Source organism: Mesorhizobium yinganensis, from assembly GCF_040081985.1.
Taxonomy (GTDB): Bacteria; Pseudomonadota; Alphaproteobacteria; order Rhizobiales; family Rhizobiaceae; genus Kumtagia; species Kumtagia yinganensis.
On sequence record NZ_JBEBMH010000003.1, the window covers coordinates 253,948 to 270,044 of the forward strand.

A 16,097-nucleotide genomic window follows, 5' to 3' on the forward strand; every position below is an offset into this window, starting at 1 on the left:
GCGGCCGTCGTTCTTGAGGTTCCCTTGCAAGGCGCCATGCGCTAGGGTCCGCCGGCATTTAGTTCGAGGGATGGAAAAATGTTTCGCTGGGGTGTTTTGTCGACGGCAAGAATCGGGCGTGAGCAGCTTCTGCCGGCCATCCAGGATGCCGAGAACGGCGTGCTGACGGCGGTGGCGAGCCGCGACCTGGCCAAGGCTCGTGCGCTCGCCGACCGTTTCGGCGCGCCGCACGCCTTTGGCTCCTATGAAGAAATGCTCGCCTCCGACACGATCGACGGCGTCTACATCCCGCTGCCGACCTCGCAGCATGTCGAATGGGCCATCAAGGCCGCCGACGCCGGCAAGCATGTACTGGTCGAAAAACCGCTGGCGCTCGACGCAAGAGATATTGCGCAGGTGATAGCGGCCCGCGACCGCAACAAGGTTTTGGTCTGCGAAGCCTTCATGGTGGTCTACCACCCGCAGTGGAAGAAGGTCCGCGAGCTGGTGCAGGGCGGCGCGATCGGCCGGCTGCGCCACGTGCAGGGCGCCTTTTCCTACTACAATGTCGACGCTTCCAGTATGCGCAACATTCCGGAGTTGGGCGGCGGCGCGCTGCCGGACATCGGTGTTTACCCGACCGTCTCGACCCGCTTCGTCACCGGCAAGGAGCCCGTTCGGATCCAGTCGACGGTCGACCGCGACGAAAAATTCGGCACCGACATCTATTCCAGCACCAAGGCAGATTTCGGCGATTTCCATCTCACCTTCTACTGCTCGACGCAGATGGCGCTGCGCCAGTTCATGGTCTTCCACGGCGAGAAGGGTTTCATCGAGGTGCATGCGCCGTTCAACGCGGGCGACTACGACCATCACCGCATCGAACTGCACAACCAGAACCACACCGAGGCGACCGTGTTCCGCTTCCCCGCAACGCGGCAGTACCGGCTGGAGGCCGAGACTTTTGCCCGCGCCGCACAGGGTGGTGGCGACGCGGTGTTTACCCTTGAGGATTCGGTGAAGAACCAGAAGGTCATCGACGCGATCTTCCGGGCCGCGGAAAAGGATGGCTGGGAGCCGGTCTGATCGAGCGGCCGCCGTCCGTTCCTGCGCGGTCGCCGACGACAACGCCGGCACGCGGCAAGCGAAGAGGTTCCGGAATAGCTGCCGGAACCGATCGGCTCAAAGTCGTTCGGCGCGGACTTTCATGAGCCACGGCATGACCCGCGGCGGCACCATCGTCCAGCTATTGTCGCCAAGAGTCTCAGCCTTGGCGACGAGTTCACGTGGCAGTTCCATCACGCGGTTGGCCATATCGCGCACCGTCACCGGCGCAACGCCAAAAATGATCTCCGCGCCTGAAGATCAGGCAGCACACCTGGACGATTTCGTTACCGCCCTGGCGCAGGTCGGCATTCGCGAACCGCACACGCGGTCTGAAACTTTGACATCCGGCTGATTTGATGGAGCCAAGCTCCACCACACTATAAGTCGTCGCCGTACACGGATGTGCCAAATTGCCTGGCCAAGCTGGAATTGCGCTCGGAGCGTATTGCTTGGCATGCGCGGGTGTACACTAGTGTTCCGCCAACTGTTCCTCGCCCGGCTGCTTGCGCTCCACGAGGCCGGACGGCTCGCCTTCTTCGGATCGCTGGTGCACCTGGCCGAGCGCCGGGCATTCCTGCGCTACCTTGCTCCTGTCCGGAAGAAGCGCTGGGTCGTCTATGCCAAGGCGCCCTTCGCCGGACCGGAGGCGGTGCTCGCCTACCTGGCGCGCTACACCCACAGGGTCGCGATCTCGAACAGCCGCCTGATCGCCTTCGAGGAGACCGGCGTCACCTTCCGGTACAAGGACTACCGCCGCGACGGCACGGACCGGCAGCAGGTAATGACGCTGGCCGCCGAGGAGTTCATCCGCCGCTTCCTGCTGCATGTCCTGCCGCGCGGCTTCCATCGCATCCGGCACTACGGTCTGCTCGCCGGCTCCGCCGGCAAGGCCAGTCTCGCGCTCGCCTGCGGAACTTCTGGATGTCGCCGCGCCGGCCGATGAAGACAAACCTGGCGAACCGGAAGACTACAGCCCGCCACGTCCCTGCCGCGGTGGACGCATGATCGTCGTCGAGGCGTCCGAGCGCTGGAAGCAGCCGCGCGGACCGCCCGATGCAACCGCGACGAACCGGGAGACATCTCCATGACCCGGCATGGCCTGGTCGAGCTTACAGCCGCAGACGCTCCGCATCCGCCAACGGAACCGCACTTGCGCACGGCAATCACTGACGCCGACAGCGTCGCAACGAGCCCCGTGCGGGATAGGCTAGTCCGCACGGAGGAGAAACGACGCGGCCTGTCCACATCCACCACCGCGCTTCCCACCGTCGGTCGAGCCATCGCCGACATCGGCCGCAGCTCGAAATCCCCATAGCCATCAACTGTGGCCCGCGAGTTCCTGCATGAGAGGCTTTCGTACGCCTGCCGGCACCCGAAACCCTTCACCACCTCGGTCATTCCCGTAGAATGAGCGCGACGGCAAAAGCGGATGCAGGACTGTTGCCGCCAGCGATTGTAGCGAGCGGGCACACAATGCCCGCTGAAGCACTGAATCCTTTCGCACCCGATATTTCGACGAAATTCATTCATGCTGAATTTACGGTCGCTCCGTACTGATTGAGTGTTGATCGTGGGGGATCAGATTGCAACGGTATCCTGAAGACAAAGATGCCTCTGCCCTTGCTGCAGGCATGATCAAACTGTCGCGGCGCCGGCTGCTCGAGGGCGGCGTGGGTGTCGGCGCGCTCCTGCTTGCCGCGGGGCCGGTGAGGGCCGATGCCCCCGTACACGGCATGCACGGCAATTCTGCGCACGGCATGCACGGCAAAATGGATATGTCTCCGTCGATGGGCATGGTGCCGGCAGAAATCGTGCCCGCCAAGGGTCAGCCGCTTGTCGAGCCGGAGGTCCGGCGCTCCGTCGACGGTGTGCTGAGCACAACCTTGCGGGTCGGATACACCTATCGGGAGGTCGGCGGCGTAAAACTCTACGTCCGGTCCTATGAAGCTGCGAGCCCCGGGCCGACCCTGCGCATGCAGCCCGGCGACAAGCTGCGCATCAAGCTCGTCAACGGTCTGCCGCCCAACCGGGACGCGCTTCCTGCCGACATGAGCCGGCCGCATCAGTTCAACAACACCAATTTTCACTTCCACGGCGCCCATGTCAGTCCGAGCGGCATCGCCGACAACGTCATGCGCTCCATGGCCCCCGGCAACACCTATGACATCGAAATCGAGCTGCCGGACGACCATACGCGGGGCACCTACTGGTACCACCCGCACCATCATGGCAGTGCCGACATCCAGATATCGAGCGGCATGATGGGGGCTGTCGTCATCGAGGGCGACTTCGCCGACGTGCCGGAGGTCGCCGAGGCCCAGGAGCGCCTGCTGGTGCTGACTCAGGTGGTTTTCGACGCCTATGGTATGGTCGAGACGTTCGAGACGCTGTTTCCGGAGACCTCGACACGTTTCCTGGCGGTCAACGGACAACGCGAGCCGGTGATCGCGATGCGGCCCGGCGAGGTGCAGCGCTGGCGCATCCTCAACGCCGCCTATCAGGACGACATGCTGCTCGATCTGGCGCAGCACAAGCTGAATGTCATTGCCTATGACGGCATCCAGCTTGGCGCTATGCAATCCTTCGAGCAGGTGCTGGTCGCCCCCGGCCAGCGCGTCGACCTCCTGGTGCAGGCAGGTCCGGCTGGCACCTATGCCCTGGACGCCGCGCCCTACGATCAGGGTCATCCCTCGCCGACTGGCCGTCTCGCTCAGGTGGTGGTGTCCGGCGAGCCGATGGACATGAAGCTGCCGGGGGCCCTGCCGCCACCCCCGCTGGAAAGCATCAAGGAATCAGAAATCACCAACCGCCGCACGGTGGTCTTTTCGGCGACCGCGCCGGAGGCCGACGCCGCCGGCCATTGGCAGGAATTCGGCTTCTTCATCGACGGCAAGAAGTTCGATCCCAACCGCATCGACCAGCGGGTCAAGCTCGGGGCGGTGGAGGAGTGGAAGATCGTCAACACGCATGAGCATGACGATCACGTCTTCCATATCCACACCAACCCGTTCGAGGTCGTGTCGGTCAACGGCAAACCGTTGGCCGTGCCGCAATGGCGCGATACGGTGATCGTCGAGCGCAAGGGCGGCGAGGTCGTGTTCCGCTCCCGCTTCCTCGATTTCACGGGCATTTACATGGTGCATTGCCACATGATGAACCATGAGGAGATGGGCATGATGCAGACCGTCGAAGTCTACGAGGCCTAAGCGGCAAATCATGAACCTGAACACGGTAGTCGAAGTCAAACGGCCGGCCTCTCCTGCCGATATTGGCGGCTGGCGGGACGGCTATTCGTGGCTGGCCGGCGGCACCTGGCTGTTTTCCGAACCGCAGGTGGCGGTCGACACGCTGATCGATCTCGACGCCCTCGGCTGGGCGCCGCTTACGGTCACGCAGGCAGGTCTCGACATTGCCGCGACCTGCCGCGTCGTCGAACTGCACAACTTCCAGGGACCGCAGGAATGGCGCGCAGTGCCGCTGTTCCGGCAGACGATCGATGCGTTCCTGATGTCGTTCAAGATCTGGAATGCTGCAACCGTCGGCGGCAATGTCTGCATGTCGCTGCCCGCCGGGGCGATGATCTCGCTGACCGCTGCGCTCGAAGGCGTCTGCACGCTCTGGCCGCGCGACGGAGAGCCGCGCGAGGTGTCGGTCGTCGACTTCGTAACCGGCAACCACCGCAACGTGCTGCAGCAAGGCGAGTTGCTGCGCAAAATCCATCTGCCGGCGGCGGCCCTGTCCAAACGAGCGGCCATGCGGCAGGTGTCGCTGACGAAGTTCGGCCGCTCGGCAGCCCTCATCATCGCCACGGTGTGCGAGGGCGGCGCCGATTTCCTGCTGACGGTCTCGGCGTCCACGCCGCGGCCGGTGCAGTTGCGCTTCGCCGCCTGCCCGTCGGCGGATGAACTGCGCCGGGCGCTGGAGGCCAGGTTGCCGCTAGGCGGCTATTTCGACGACGTGCACGGATCGGCACCCTACAAGCGCCATGTCACACACTACCTCGCCGAACAGATCCGGGCGGAACTCGCATGACCGATTTCCACGTCAACGGCCGTCACTACGTGGCCGAGCCGGCGGCCGGCCAGTGCCTGCGCGCCTTTTTGCGCGATCTTGGCGTGTTCGGTGTCAAGAAGGGCTGTGACGCGGGCGATTGCGGCGCCTGTACGGTGCACATCGACGGCAAGCCGTTCCATTCCTGCCTGGTGCCTGCCTTCCGGGGCGAAGGCCGCGCGATCACGACGATCGAGGGCCTGGCTGTCAACGGCGAACTGCATCCGATGCAGAAGGCGTTTCACGATGCGCAGGGCTTTCAATGCGGATTCTGCACCGCGGGCATGATCATGACGGCCGTGACGCTGACCGACGCGCAGAAAAGCGACCTGCCGCATGCGCTGAAGGGCAACCTCTGCCGCTGCACCGGCTACCGCTCCATCAACGACGCGCTGCATGGCAAATGCAACATCGAGGCGGACGTGGCGGGCAAGGCCCTTGGGGCCAGCCTGCCCAATCCGTTCACCCAGGCGATCGTGACAGGCCAGGCGCGCTACACGATGGATATCGCCGTCGAAGGGGCGCTTCACCTGAAGGTTCTGCGCTCGCCGCACGCCCACGCACGCATCGTCTCCATCGATCGCAAGGCGGCGCTGGTGGTGCCCGGCGTCGTCGCAGTCTATACCTGGGAAGACGTGCCGGGGCGCCTGTTCAGTTCCGCCTTGCACGAGGACCATCTCGTCGACCCCGACGACATCCGCCTGCTGGACGATGTCGCGCGTTTCGTCGGCCAGCGGGTCGCCGCCGTTGTGGCGGAGACGGAGGCGGCGGCCGAGGCTGGCTGCCGGGCCTTGCACGTGGATTATGAGATCCTGCCCGCCGTCTTCGACCCGGTCATCGCCGCGCAGCAGGATGCACCGCTGCTTCACGACAGGGACCAGGTCAGCGCCAACGACAACATATTCTGCACGCTGCAGGGCGAAATCGGCGACGTCGCCAAGGGCTTCGAGCAGGCCGACACGGTGCACGAGCAGACCTATTCGACCACCCGCGTCCAGCATGTGCATCTGGAGACGCATGGGTCGATTGCCTGGAAAGGCGAGGACAACCGCTGGCATGTCCGCACCAGTTCCCAGGCGCCGTTCGCCGCGCGGCAGAAGCTTGCCTACATCATGGGGATTCCGCCCAGCGCCCTGCACGTTTTCACCGAGCGCGTCGGCGGGGGGTTCGGCGGCAAACAGGAACTGGTGTCGGAAGACCTCGTGCTGTTTGCCGCGATGAAACTCGCGCGCCCGGTGAAGTGGGAGTGGAACCGCGAGGAGGAATTCATCGGCGCCACGACACGCCACCAGATGACGACGCGCGTAAAGATCGGCGCGCGCCGGGACGGGACACTGACGGCGCTCGATGTCGAGGTGTTCTCCAACACCGGCGCCTATGGCGGTCACGGCAGCGAGACGCTGGCGGCCGCCATGGCAAGCCCGATCGCGGCCTATCGCTGCGCCAACAAGCGCGGCATCGGCAGGGCCGTCTACACCAACATGACGCCGGGCGGTGGATTTCGCGGCTACGGCGCCTCGCAGACCACCTTCGCAATGGAATGCGCGATCGACGAATTGGCGGGAAAGCTCGGCATCGACCCGTTCGAGATGCGCCGCAAGAATGTGGTCCGGCCGGGCGACAACATCGAATCGATCTGGAAGGAGCCCAGCGACGCCAGCTTCGGCAGCTACGGCATCGAGGAATGTCTCGACATTGTCGAGCGTGAACTCAAGAAGGGTAATGGCGTCCCGAAGCCGAACGGCGCGGATTGGGCCGAGGGCAAGGGCGTCGCATTGGCGATGCTGGAATGCGGCCCGCCGACCGAGCATCGCTCGGGCGCCGAGATGCGGTTGAACCCGGACGGCACCTACCATCTTGCCTGCGGCTCGACCGAGATGGGCAACGGCATCACCACGGCGCACAAGCAGATCGCCGCCTCGATACTGGGTACGCGAGCCGATGGCATCGACATCATCAACGCCGATACCGATCGCACACCTTATGACACCGGCACTTTTGCGAGCACCGGCGTCGTGGTCGCCGGCAAGGCGGTTCACCTGGCCGCCGAGGCCATGGCCGCCGATGTCCTCGACTTCGCCAGCCGCCACGCCGGCATCCCGATCGACCAATGTCGCCTGGACGACGACGGGGTCATCTGCGGCAACCAGCGGATCGCGCTGAGCGACCTCCACGCGGAAGGCGCGAGGGTCGACCATCGCTTCTGGGTGAGCCGCCGGGCCTATCTTTCGCCGCGCACCATCGCCTTCAACGTGCAAGGCGTGCGCCTCGCCGTGCATCGCGTGACCGGCGAGATTCGCGTGCTGCACAGCGTCCATGCGGCCGATATCGGCCGCCCGATCAACCCCATGCAGTGCCGGGGTCAGCTCGATGGCGCCATTGCCATGGGCTATGGCTGGTCGCTGGTCGAGAACATGGTCCATGACGACCACGGCAAAATGGTCAATCCTCAGTTGCGCAACTGCCGCATCCCGACCTTTGCCGACACGCCGCATACCGACATCTTCTTTGCCCAGACGACCGACGCCATAGGGCCGCTCGGCGCGAAGTCGCAGGGCGAGTGCGGTATCAACCCGGTGGCGCCTGCCGTCTCGAATGCCCTGGCCAATGCGACGGGCGTGCGGTTCGCGCATCTGCCGTTCACGCCCGATCGACTGTTCGCCGGATTAAGCCCCGCAACATGAGCGATGCGGCAAAGAGCGTCAGCATCGTCACGCAAACCTGCGTCCGGCCCGAGTACGCCGAAGCGTTCGCCAAATGGCAGGGTGAAACGAGCCGCGTGATCTCCGGCTTTCCGGGGTTCATCGAGCAGCAATTGATGCCGCCGCACCCGCCGCTTCAGGTCGATTGGGTGATCCTGCAGCGTTTCGCCAGCCTGGACGACGCCAAGCGATGGCTGGGCTCGTCCGAGCGGCAGTCCCGCATCGAGGGCGCCAGCCAGATGCTTGTCGGGCGCGACGACGTCCACATCGTGCGCGACGATGCCAGCGCGGCGCGCACGGCGCCTGTCTCCGCGGTGATCAGCACCCGCGTGAAACCCGGCATGGAAGTCGAGTACCGGAAATGGGAGCAGAAGATCGCCGCGGCGCAATCGAAGGCGATCGGGCTGCTGGGCTATCGCTTCGAGCCGTCGGTGCCCGGCGTGCAGGAGGACTGTGTCGCGATCCTGCGGTTCGACAGCGAGGCCAATCTGAAGGCCTGGCTCGAGTCGCCCGAGCGGCGCCAATTGCTCGACGAAGCCGCGCCGCTGACGGCGGAGTTCCACACGCGCATGGTGGAAAGCGGCTTCGAGCAATGGTTTCGCGACGCCACGCCCCGCGGCGGGCCGATGCCCGCGGCGTGGAAGATGAACATGATCGTCCTTTTGACGCTCTACCCCGTCGTCTTCCTTTGGAGCATGCTGGTGGGGACGCCGATTCTGACAGGGGCGCTGAACCTCAGTTTTCCCGTCGCCCTGTTCATCGGCAACGCCTTCAGCGTCCTTCTTACCTCTCGTCTGGCACCGTGGACCGCCAAGCGGCTAGGCTGGTGGCTGGCACCGCCGGAGGCCGGGCGAAGTCTTGCAAACCTGCGGGGCGCCTGTCTGCTGGCTGCGGCCTATGCCGTGATGATCGCGCTGTTCTGGAAGGTTTTATAGGCCGGCGCACGTGGGCGTTTGTGGTGAGTGCCGACCTGTTGAGGGCTGGGCACAGGCCCAATGGATGTCTGCTTTCTTATTTGTCAAACAGGAAAGCAGAACGTCCCTGCCGGCCCTCCAACACGTCTGCAGAAGGCTTCGAAAGGTATCCGCCGCCACCGGAAACTGACGCGCTGTGGAGCGAGGGTCCTCCATGTCGCCCAACGGCAGCGCCATGTCTCGTCAGGGTCGCGAAGGACGCCAGATGGGAACAGACGTAGGGCTGCTAGCAGGCTATGGAAAAAGGATCGGTGATACCCGTTTTGAATCTGATTTGTGCTCGGTCTGATTCCAATACGTTCCGTGGACAAAACAGTTTTTCAACAGATGGGGTGATTGGGGTCTCGCCCGAGCCCAGATGCGGGCGGCTGCTCCTGTCGGGATGTTAGAACGTGGTCGCCTTGGAGCGCCACAAACATCGGGAAGGAGCAGCCGTGAAGTATTTTGCTGGATTAGACGTATCTTTGGAAGAGACCGCGATTTGCGTCGTCGATGAGAGCAGTCGGATCGTGAAGGAAACACGATCGGCGAGCGAACCACAGGCCTTGTCCGATGCGTTGCGGAAGCTCGATCTGCCGCTGGAGCGCATCGGCCTGGAAGCGTGCTCGCTGACGGCCTGGCTTCACGATGGATTGTGCGCCGAAGGCCTGCCTGCGATCTGTATCGAGACGCGCCAGGCCAATGCGGCCATGAAGACGATGCCCAACAAGACCGATCGCAACGATGCCCGCGCGCTTGCGCAGATCATGCGCACGGGCTGGTATCGGCAGGTGCATGTGAAGAGCCGGCAATGCCGGTTGTGGCGCGCGCTGTTGGTTGCCCGCCGCACGGTGCTGAACGAGATGCGCAGCATAGAGAATGTTGTGCGCGCCATCCTGCGCGAGGCCGGTGTCAAGCTCGGCACGCCCTCGCGCACCGCCTTTGCTGATCGCGTGCGCGAGCTGGCCGGCACCGACGCCGAGGCGATGGTGATGGTCGAGCCGCTGCTTACGATCCTCGGCTCCATGCTCAAGGAGTTCGCCCGCCTAACCAAGCAGGTTCTCGACATCGTGCGCAAGGAGGAAGTCTGTCGGCGACTGATGAGCGCGCCCGGCGTCGGGCCGATCACCGCGCTCACCTTCCGCGCCACGATCGACCGGCCGGAGCGGTTCGGCTCCTCGCGGGCAGTGGGAGCGCATCTGGGGCTGACGCCAGCGCGATACCAGTCCGGTGAAACCGACATACCGGGCAAAGTCAGCCGCTGCGGCGACGAACTCGCCCGCACCGCCCTCTACGAGGCAGCACATTCGCTACTCGTGCGCTCGAAGAAATGGTCGAGCTTGCGCGCCTGGGGCATGAACATCGCCAAACGTCGCGGCATGGCGAGAGCCCGCGTGGCGGTAGCCCGCAAGCTGGCCGTCATCCTGCATCGCATGTGGGCCGACGCAACCGAATTCCGCTTTGGAAAGGAAGCCGCCGGCCCCGCATCGGCATGAAATAGGACAAGGAACAAAAACGAACACAGACAGTGGTTCGCCCGAGAGAGTGATCCGGATCGTTCCCGTGGGGACGATGGGCAAGGTGATCCCGTTAGCAGGCACGATCCTGGGACGAACTCTCCCAAGGTCGTTCAACAGATTGAGACGCCTCGCTCTCCTGACCCCATCATGCGGCGGCTCCGCGCCGACCGCGAAGAGAAGCGAGTGACCCGCGAGGCGACATGATCCGGAAAGAAGACAGGAAAAGCTTGACGTCAACGACCCCAATCAGAGAAGCCTGCTAGCTGCCGTCAAATAGAGCCGGATATTCTTTGGCGAAGTCTTCCAGTTCTCCGATCACCGAATCGAGATGGGCAGACATTTCCGTTCGAGCAGTAAGGGGATCGCCGGCAGCAATTGCCGCCACAATTGCAGCATGCTCCTGATACGTCAGCGCAATCCGCCTCGGTGTAATCAGCAGCCGGCGAGCGCGATCGAGCGACAGCCGGGCACCCTCCACCATGGCCCGTACGCGAGGATAGCCGACCAGCGAGATAAACAGGTCGTGCAGTTCCAGGTCGAGCCCGTGGAAGCGTGTGTGATCGTCCTCGGCGATGGCTGCCTTCTGCTGGCGCATGTTAAGCCGCAACGCTGAAAGCAATTTTTTAGAGCGGTGCTTCGCGTGATACGCGACCGCCTCACCTTCAAGCGCGCGGCGCAGGAACATGTTTTCGCGTGCATCTGTAAGGCGGATACGCGAAACGATCGATCCGCTCTGGGGGCGGATGTCGACCAGGCCCTCTGCCTTGAGGCGGTTCAACGCCTCGGCGACGGGGAAGCGTGACACACCGAACCGCTGCGTCAGTTCCGCCTTGTCCAACTTGGTTCCGGGCTCGAGTTCCAGGCTAACGATCGCGCGGCGCAGTCCGTCCACCACCCGGGCTGTGGCACCGGAGGGCTGGGGGCGCGCCAAAGGGGGGCCGGCCGTCACGTGATTTTCTCCGGTTGCACCCATACTGACATGTTAGTAGGTTGATCGTCGTGTGCCAATGGCGGCCTTGCGGCCCTGGGCCCACGGGGAAGGGGCCGTGAAATCAGGTAAATCCGCATTTGAACTGCAAACCGGCAGTCGATCACGCCGCCGGCGATGACGACGCCAAAGGGAGGAAGTAATGAACAAAGCTTTGAATCGGGCAATTGTGGCCACGGGATTGATCCTCGCTGCCACGGCGGCACAGGCCGATACCGCCGACAAGCGCATTGCGCTATCCAACAACTATGCCGGCAATTCTTGGCGGCAGGCCATGCTCAAGAGCTGGGACACGGTGACCAAGCAGGCCGTTGCCGATAAGGTGGTGGCCGCGGCCGACCCCTTCACCACCGCTGAAAACCAGGTCACCGAGCAAGCCGCCCAGATCCAGAACATGATCCTGGAGGGCTACGACGCGATTGTCATCAACGCAGCCTCGCCTGACGCACTCAACGGCGCCGTCAAACAGGCTTGCGACGCCGGCATCACAGTCGTTTCGTTCGACGGCATTGTCACTGAACCCTGCGCATGGCGCATCGCGGTCGACTTCAAGCAGATGGGCAAGGACGAGGTCCTATACCTCAAAGACAAGCTGCCGAGCGGCGGCAACCTGCTCGAAATCCGCGGTCTCGCCGGCGTGTTCGTCGACGACGAGATCTCCAAGGGCATCCATGAAGGCGTCACCGAAAACCCGCAGTTCAAGATCGTCGGTTCAGTGCATGGCGACTGGGCTCAGGACGTCGCACAGAAAGCCGTCGCCGGCATCCTGCCGTCGCTGCCAGCCGACATTGTTGGCGTCGTCACGCAGGGCGGTGACGGCTATGGCGCCGCCCAGGCCTTCAAGGCGGCAAACCGCCCGACACCGGTGATCATCATGGGCAACCGCCAGGATGAGCTCGCCTGGTGGAAGGAGCAGAAGGACGCAACGAAATACGAGACAATGTCCGTGTCGATCGCGCCCGGCGTCTCCACGCTTGCTTTCTGGGTTGCCCAGCAGATCCTTGATGGCAAAGAGGTGCAGAAGGATCTGGTGGTTCCGTTCCTGCGTATCGATCAGGACACGCTGGAGAAGAGCCTTGAGACGACTGAAAAGGGCGGTGTCGCCAACACCGAATACTCGCTCGAAGACGCCCAGAAAGTGATCGCAGGCAAGTAGGGATGGAAACCGAGGCTGTCGCGTGTTCGCGGCAGCCTCGGACCGCTTCGCGCATGAACCAATCAACGGGAAGTTTTATCCGGCTTGACGGCGTCGAAAAGAGTTTCGGCGCCGTTCGCGCTCTTGCAGGCGTCAGTATCGACATCACGCCAGGCACCTGCCTCGGGCTGGTCGGGCACAATGGCGCCGGCAAGTCGACCTTGATGAACATTCTGGCCGGCACGCTGCGCGCGTCGGCGGGTCGCGTCGAGATCGCGGGGACAGACGTCACCGCAAGCTCTGGCGTCGCATCGGCGAACCGGCTGGGCATACGCTGCGTGTTTCAAGAGCTGTCGCTCTGCCCGAACCTGTCGGTCGCCGAGAATGCCCGCATCATGCATCCGTCCCTGCATGGGTTCGGCTGGCGTCGCCGGGCTTCCAATCTAATCAGGCAGTCACTCGACAAGATCTTTCCCGGCCATGACATCCAGCCCGACCAGATCGTCGGCGATCTGTCGATTGCACGGCGCCAGATGGTCGAAATCGCCCGAGCCTTCACCGAAACGGAACTGCCGGTGCGGCTGGTCATTCTCGACGAGCCGACCTCCTCGCTCGACGGCATCCTGGCGAACCAGCTTCTGCTCTTCGTCCGGAGCTTTGTCGCCGGCGGCGGCTCCGTGGTTCTCATCTCGCACCTGCTGCATGAGATCCTGACCACCGCTGACAATATTGTCGTCATGCGTGATGGCAGGGTGGTGACGAACTGGCCCGCCTCGGAGTTCAGCCGCGATACACTGGTGGAGAGCATGGGCAGCGTTGCCGAAAGGCATGATGCTCGCAGTGAACGCCGCGCGGTGTCGACGGCGGAGGTCAATGTGAGCGCGGTGCCGCAACGCCAAACCGACGGCACTACCCTCGTCGCCCGCCGCGGCGAGATTGTTGGACTTGCAGGCTTGGGTGGCCATGGCCAGACGGAGATGCTGGTACGGATTTTCCAGGGTTCGCGCAGCGCCGTGCGGCAGATCGAGGTAAAGGGCCAGACCGCAATGGTCGCTGGCGACCGCCAGACCGACGGGGTCTTTCCTCTGTGGTCGATCGGCGACAATGCCACTATCGCTTCGCTCAAGAACATGGTGCGCGGACTGCTGATCGACCCGAAGGCAGAAGTCGCGATGGCCGAAAACTGGAAGTCCCGCATCGGTATCCGCACGCCGGACATGAACAACCCGATCCTGTCGCTGTCGGGCGGCAACCAGCAAAAGGTCTTGTTCGCACGAGCGCTGGGCTCAGACGCCGACATCATCCTGATGGACGATCCGATGCGTGGCGTGGATGTCGGGACGAAGCAAGAGGTTTACGCAATCATCCGCAATGAAGCCGCCGGCGGCAGAACCTTCCTCTGGTATACGACGGAGATGGACGAACTGCAGCATTGCGACCGCGTCTATGTGTTCCGCAATGGTGTTATCGCCGCCGAGCTGGTCGGCGATCAGGTCACCGAGGAGCGCGTGCTCCATTCCTCCTTCGAAACGGCGGCGTGATCCGGATGAATGCTTCCGCCATGCTCGCCCGGTATGCCCGCGTGCTGCTGCCGACAGTGTCCTTCGCGGTGCTTTTGATCGCGGTTTTTTGGTTGCAGCCGCGCGCCATGAGCTATGTCGGCCTGAACCTGCTTCTGAATCTCGCTTTGCCCATCGCGCTGGCGACGATCGCGCAGATGTTCGTCATCACGGTCAATGACCTAGACCTCTCGCTCGGCGCTTACATCGGCTTCGTTGCCTGCGTTGGCGCCACCTGGCTCAACGATGCACCGCTGCTCGGCATAGCTGCACTAGCGGCAGGCATCGTGCTCTACGCTCTGGTCGGCGCGCTGATCCACTTGCGGAACCTGCCTTCGATCGTTGTCACGCTAGGCATGTCGTTCGTCTGGCTCGGTCTCGCCATCCTTGTCCTGCCGACGCCAGGCGGCAAGGCGCCGGAATGGCTGCGTGCGCTGATGAGTTGGAAGACACCTTTCGTGCCTTTCACAATCTATGCGTTGCTGGCGCTCGCGGTGATCGTGCATCTAGGCCTGATGCGTTCGGCCTATGGCGTGGTGTTGCGCGGCGCCGGCGGCAATCCGCGCTCGGTCGAACGGTCCGGTTGGTCGCTGCTCAAGACCAAGATGACGATGTTTGCCCTTGCAGGCCTGTTCGGCGTCTTCTCCGGGCTCGCCCTTGTGGGTCTCACCACGTCGGGCGACGCCAACATTGCCCTGCGCTACACGCTGTTGTCCATTGCCGGGGTGATCCTTGGCGGCGGCGAGTTCACCGGCGGGCGGATTTCGCCCGCGGGCGCAGTGCTGGGCGCTATGACGCTGACGCTGGCGGGGTCGTTCCTGTCGTTCCTGCGGCTCGACCCGGACTGGCAGATCGGCGCACAGGGCGTCATCCTGATCATCGTGCTGGCGTTGCGTGTGCTGATCAACCGGGCGGAGCGCGCCGCATGAGCAAGCTGCTGTCAAAGCCGTGGATCGGCGCCTATGCCGGGGCCATCGCGATCTGGCTGGGGACCATGGCCTTTACGCACGGCCAGGGCGCTGGCGAGGTGCTGACGGCAGCGCTGTCCTTCGCCACCTTCTCCGTCCTAGTGGCGATCGGGCAGATGTATGTCATCACCCTCGGACCAGGCAATGTGGACCTGTCGATACCGGCAACGATGACACTGGCCGGCGCGGTATCCATGAAAATCATGGATGGCGCCGAGCCTATGATCGTGCCCGGCTTGCTGATAGCTCTCGGCTGCGGAGGGGGCGTCGGCATCCTCAACTACGCGCTGATCCGGTTGCTGCGCATCCCGCCGATCATCGCCACGCTGTCGTCGAGCTTCGTCGTGCTGTCGGCGGCGATCTCCTACAGCCGCGGCATCCGCATAAAGCCACCGGCGATGTTGGCCGATTTCACGACATGGATCGTCTGGGGCGTTCCGGTTCTTGCTGTCGCCGCCGTGACGCTGACCGTGCTGATGAGCGTGGTGCTTCACCGCACCGTGTTTGGCCGCACCGTGACCGCCATAGGGCAGAACCCGCGTGCTGCGAGGCTTGCTGGACTTCCGGTCGACCGCGTCCGTTTCCTGACCTACGTCATGTGCGGCGTGTTTGCCGGCCTGACCGGCTATCTCGTTTCCGGTTTCTCAGGCGGGGCGGCGCTCAACATGGGATCGGAGTATCTGCTGGCATCGATCGCGGTCGTGGTGATCGGCGGAACCTCGGTTGCCGGCGGCTTTGCCAATCTGCCCGGGCTGTGGGGCGCGGCGATGCTGCTGTTTCTGCTGGTGACCATGCTCAACACATATGGTTTCGGTGCCGGAATTCGTCTGGTCCTGACGGGCGTCATCATAATCGCGGTGATTGTTCTCGCCAGCGGTCGCAAATCGACGAGTTGATGGCTCGGATGCCTCCGAAATCAGGGATTCTGGTGGGACACGGCCGGGTCGAGGCGGCCAAGACGCTAGAGATGGCGCACGTGCCCTGCGTTCGACGGCGGCGCAGAAGCGCACCTGTGTCCTCGCCGACAACAATCTCGCGCTGAATGCTGGATGGGACGAGGAGCTTCTGGCCGAGGATCTCCAGGCTCTGCTGTGAAGCACTGAGCAGGCTAACAAGGCGCTGCATGACGAATGGAA

12 protein-coding genes and 1 pseudogene are annotated in these 16,097 nt (G+C 63.6%); 12 read left to right on the plus strand and 1 reads right to left on the minus strand.

What is annotated here, in order from left to right:
• Positions 1-78: 78 nt before the first annotated feature.
• The 8 genes and pseudogenes from ABMA59_RS08330 to ABMA59_RS08365 all read left to right on the plus strand — a co-directional run bounded on the left by ABMA59_RS08330 (position 79) and on the right by ABMA59_RS08365 (position 10,287).
• Positions 79-1,065 carry a Gfo/Idh/MocA family protein gene (locus ABMA59_RS08330; protein WP_349004875.1) on the plus strand — a complete coding sequence of 329 codons (987 nt, stop codon included), beginning with the start codon at positions 79-81 and terminating at the stop codon, positions 1,063-1,065.
• A 121-nt stretch (positions 1,066-1,186) separates the two neighbouring features.
• Entirely contained in the window at positions 1,187-1,438 is a 252-nt protein-coding gene (locus ABMA59_RS08335; protein WP_349004876.1) for a hypothetical protein, read from the plus strand.
• Between the two features lie 123 nt (positions 1,439-1,561).
• Positions 1,562-2,174 (plus strand): annotated as a pseudogene (locus ABMA59_RS08340) (IS91 family transposase); the annotation flags it as partial.
• Between the two features lie 543 nt (positions 2,175-2,717).
• Positions 2,718-4,292, plus strand: a complete 1,575-nt coding sequence (locus tag ABMA59_RS08345; protein ID WP_349004877.1) for a multicopper oxidase family protein — start codon at positions 2,718-2,720, stop codon at positions 4,290-4,292.
• A gap of 10 nt (positions 4,293-4,302) precedes the next feature.
• Positions 4,303-5,118: an FAD binding domain-containing protein gene (locus ABMA59_RS08350; protein WP_349004878.1), complete on the plus strand. Its 816-nt coding sequence runs from the start codon at positions 4,303-4,305 to the stop codon at positions 5,116-5,118.
• On the plus strand, positions 5,115-7,820 hold the full coding sequence (locus ABMA59_RS08355) for a molybdopterin-dependent oxidoreductase (RefSeq protein ID WP_349004879.1): 2,706 nt from the start codon (positions 5,115-5,117) through the stop codon (positions 7,818-7,820). The genes ABMA59_RS08350 and ABMA59_RS08355 overlap by 4 nt, the downstream gene beginning before the upstream one ends.
• The gene (locus ABMA59_RS08360) at positions 7,817-8,773 is read left to right on the plus strand and encodes an antibiotic biosynthesis monooxygenase (protein ID WP_349004880.1); all 957 of its coding nucleotides are present in this window, start codon (positions 7,817-7,819) and stop codon (positions 8,771-8,773) included. The genes ABMA59_RS08355 and ABMA59_RS08360 overlap by 4 nt, the downstream gene beginning before the upstream one ends.
• A gap of 473 nt (positions 8,774-9,246) precedes the next feature.
• Entirely contained in the window at positions 9,247-10,287 is a 1,041-nt protein-coding gene (locus ABMA59_RS08365) for an IS110 family RNA-guided transposase (RefSeq protein ID WP_349004881.1), read from the plus strand.
• A 283-nt stretch (positions 10,288-10,570) separates the two neighbouring features.
• Here the strand turns inward: ABMA59_RS08365 and ABMA59_RS08370 are convergent, their stop codons facing one another.
• The gene (locus tag ABMA59_RS08370) at positions 10,571-11,260 is read right to left on the minus strand and encodes a GntR family transcriptional regulator (protein ID WP_349004882.1); all 690 of its coding nucleotides are present in this window, start codon (positions 11,258-11,260) and stop codon (positions 10,571-10,573) included.
• Positions 11,261-11,441: 181 nt separating this feature from the next.
• Between ABMA59_RS08370 and ABMA59_RS08375 the strand changes: the two genes are divergently transcribed.
• Genes ABMA59_RS08375 through ABMA59_RS08390 form a run of 4 tightly spaced genes read left to right on the plus strand, consistent with a single transcriptional unit; the run spans position 11,442 to position 15,857 of the window.
• Entirely contained in the window at positions 11,442-12,455 is a 1,014-nt protein-coding gene (locus ABMA59_RS08375) for an ABC transporter substrate-binding protein (RefSeq protein ID WP_349004883.1), read from the plus strand.
• Positions 12,456-12,508: 53 nt separating this feature from the next.
• Positions 12,509-13,975: a sugar ABC transporter ATP-binding protein gene (locus ABMA59_RS08380; protein WP_349004884.1), complete on the plus strand. Its 1,467-nt coding sequence runs from the start codon at positions 12,509-12,511 to the stop codon at positions 13,973-13,975.
• A 5-nt stretch (positions 13,976-13,980) separates the two neighbouring features.
• A complete protein-coding gene (locus ABMA59_RS08385) occupies positions 13,981-14,922 on the plus strand; it encodes an ABC transporter permease (RefSeq protein ID WP_349004885.1) in 942 nt (313 codons plus the stop codon).
• Positions 14,919-15,857, plus strand: a complete 939-nt coding sequence (locus ABMA59_RS08390) for an ABC transporter permease (RefSeq protein WP_349004886.1) — start codon at positions 14,919-14,921, stop codon at positions 15,855-15,857. Before ABMA59_RS08385 ends, ABMA59_RS08390 begins: the two co-directional genes overlap by 4 nt.
• Positions 15,858-16,097: the final 240 nt, after the last annotated feature.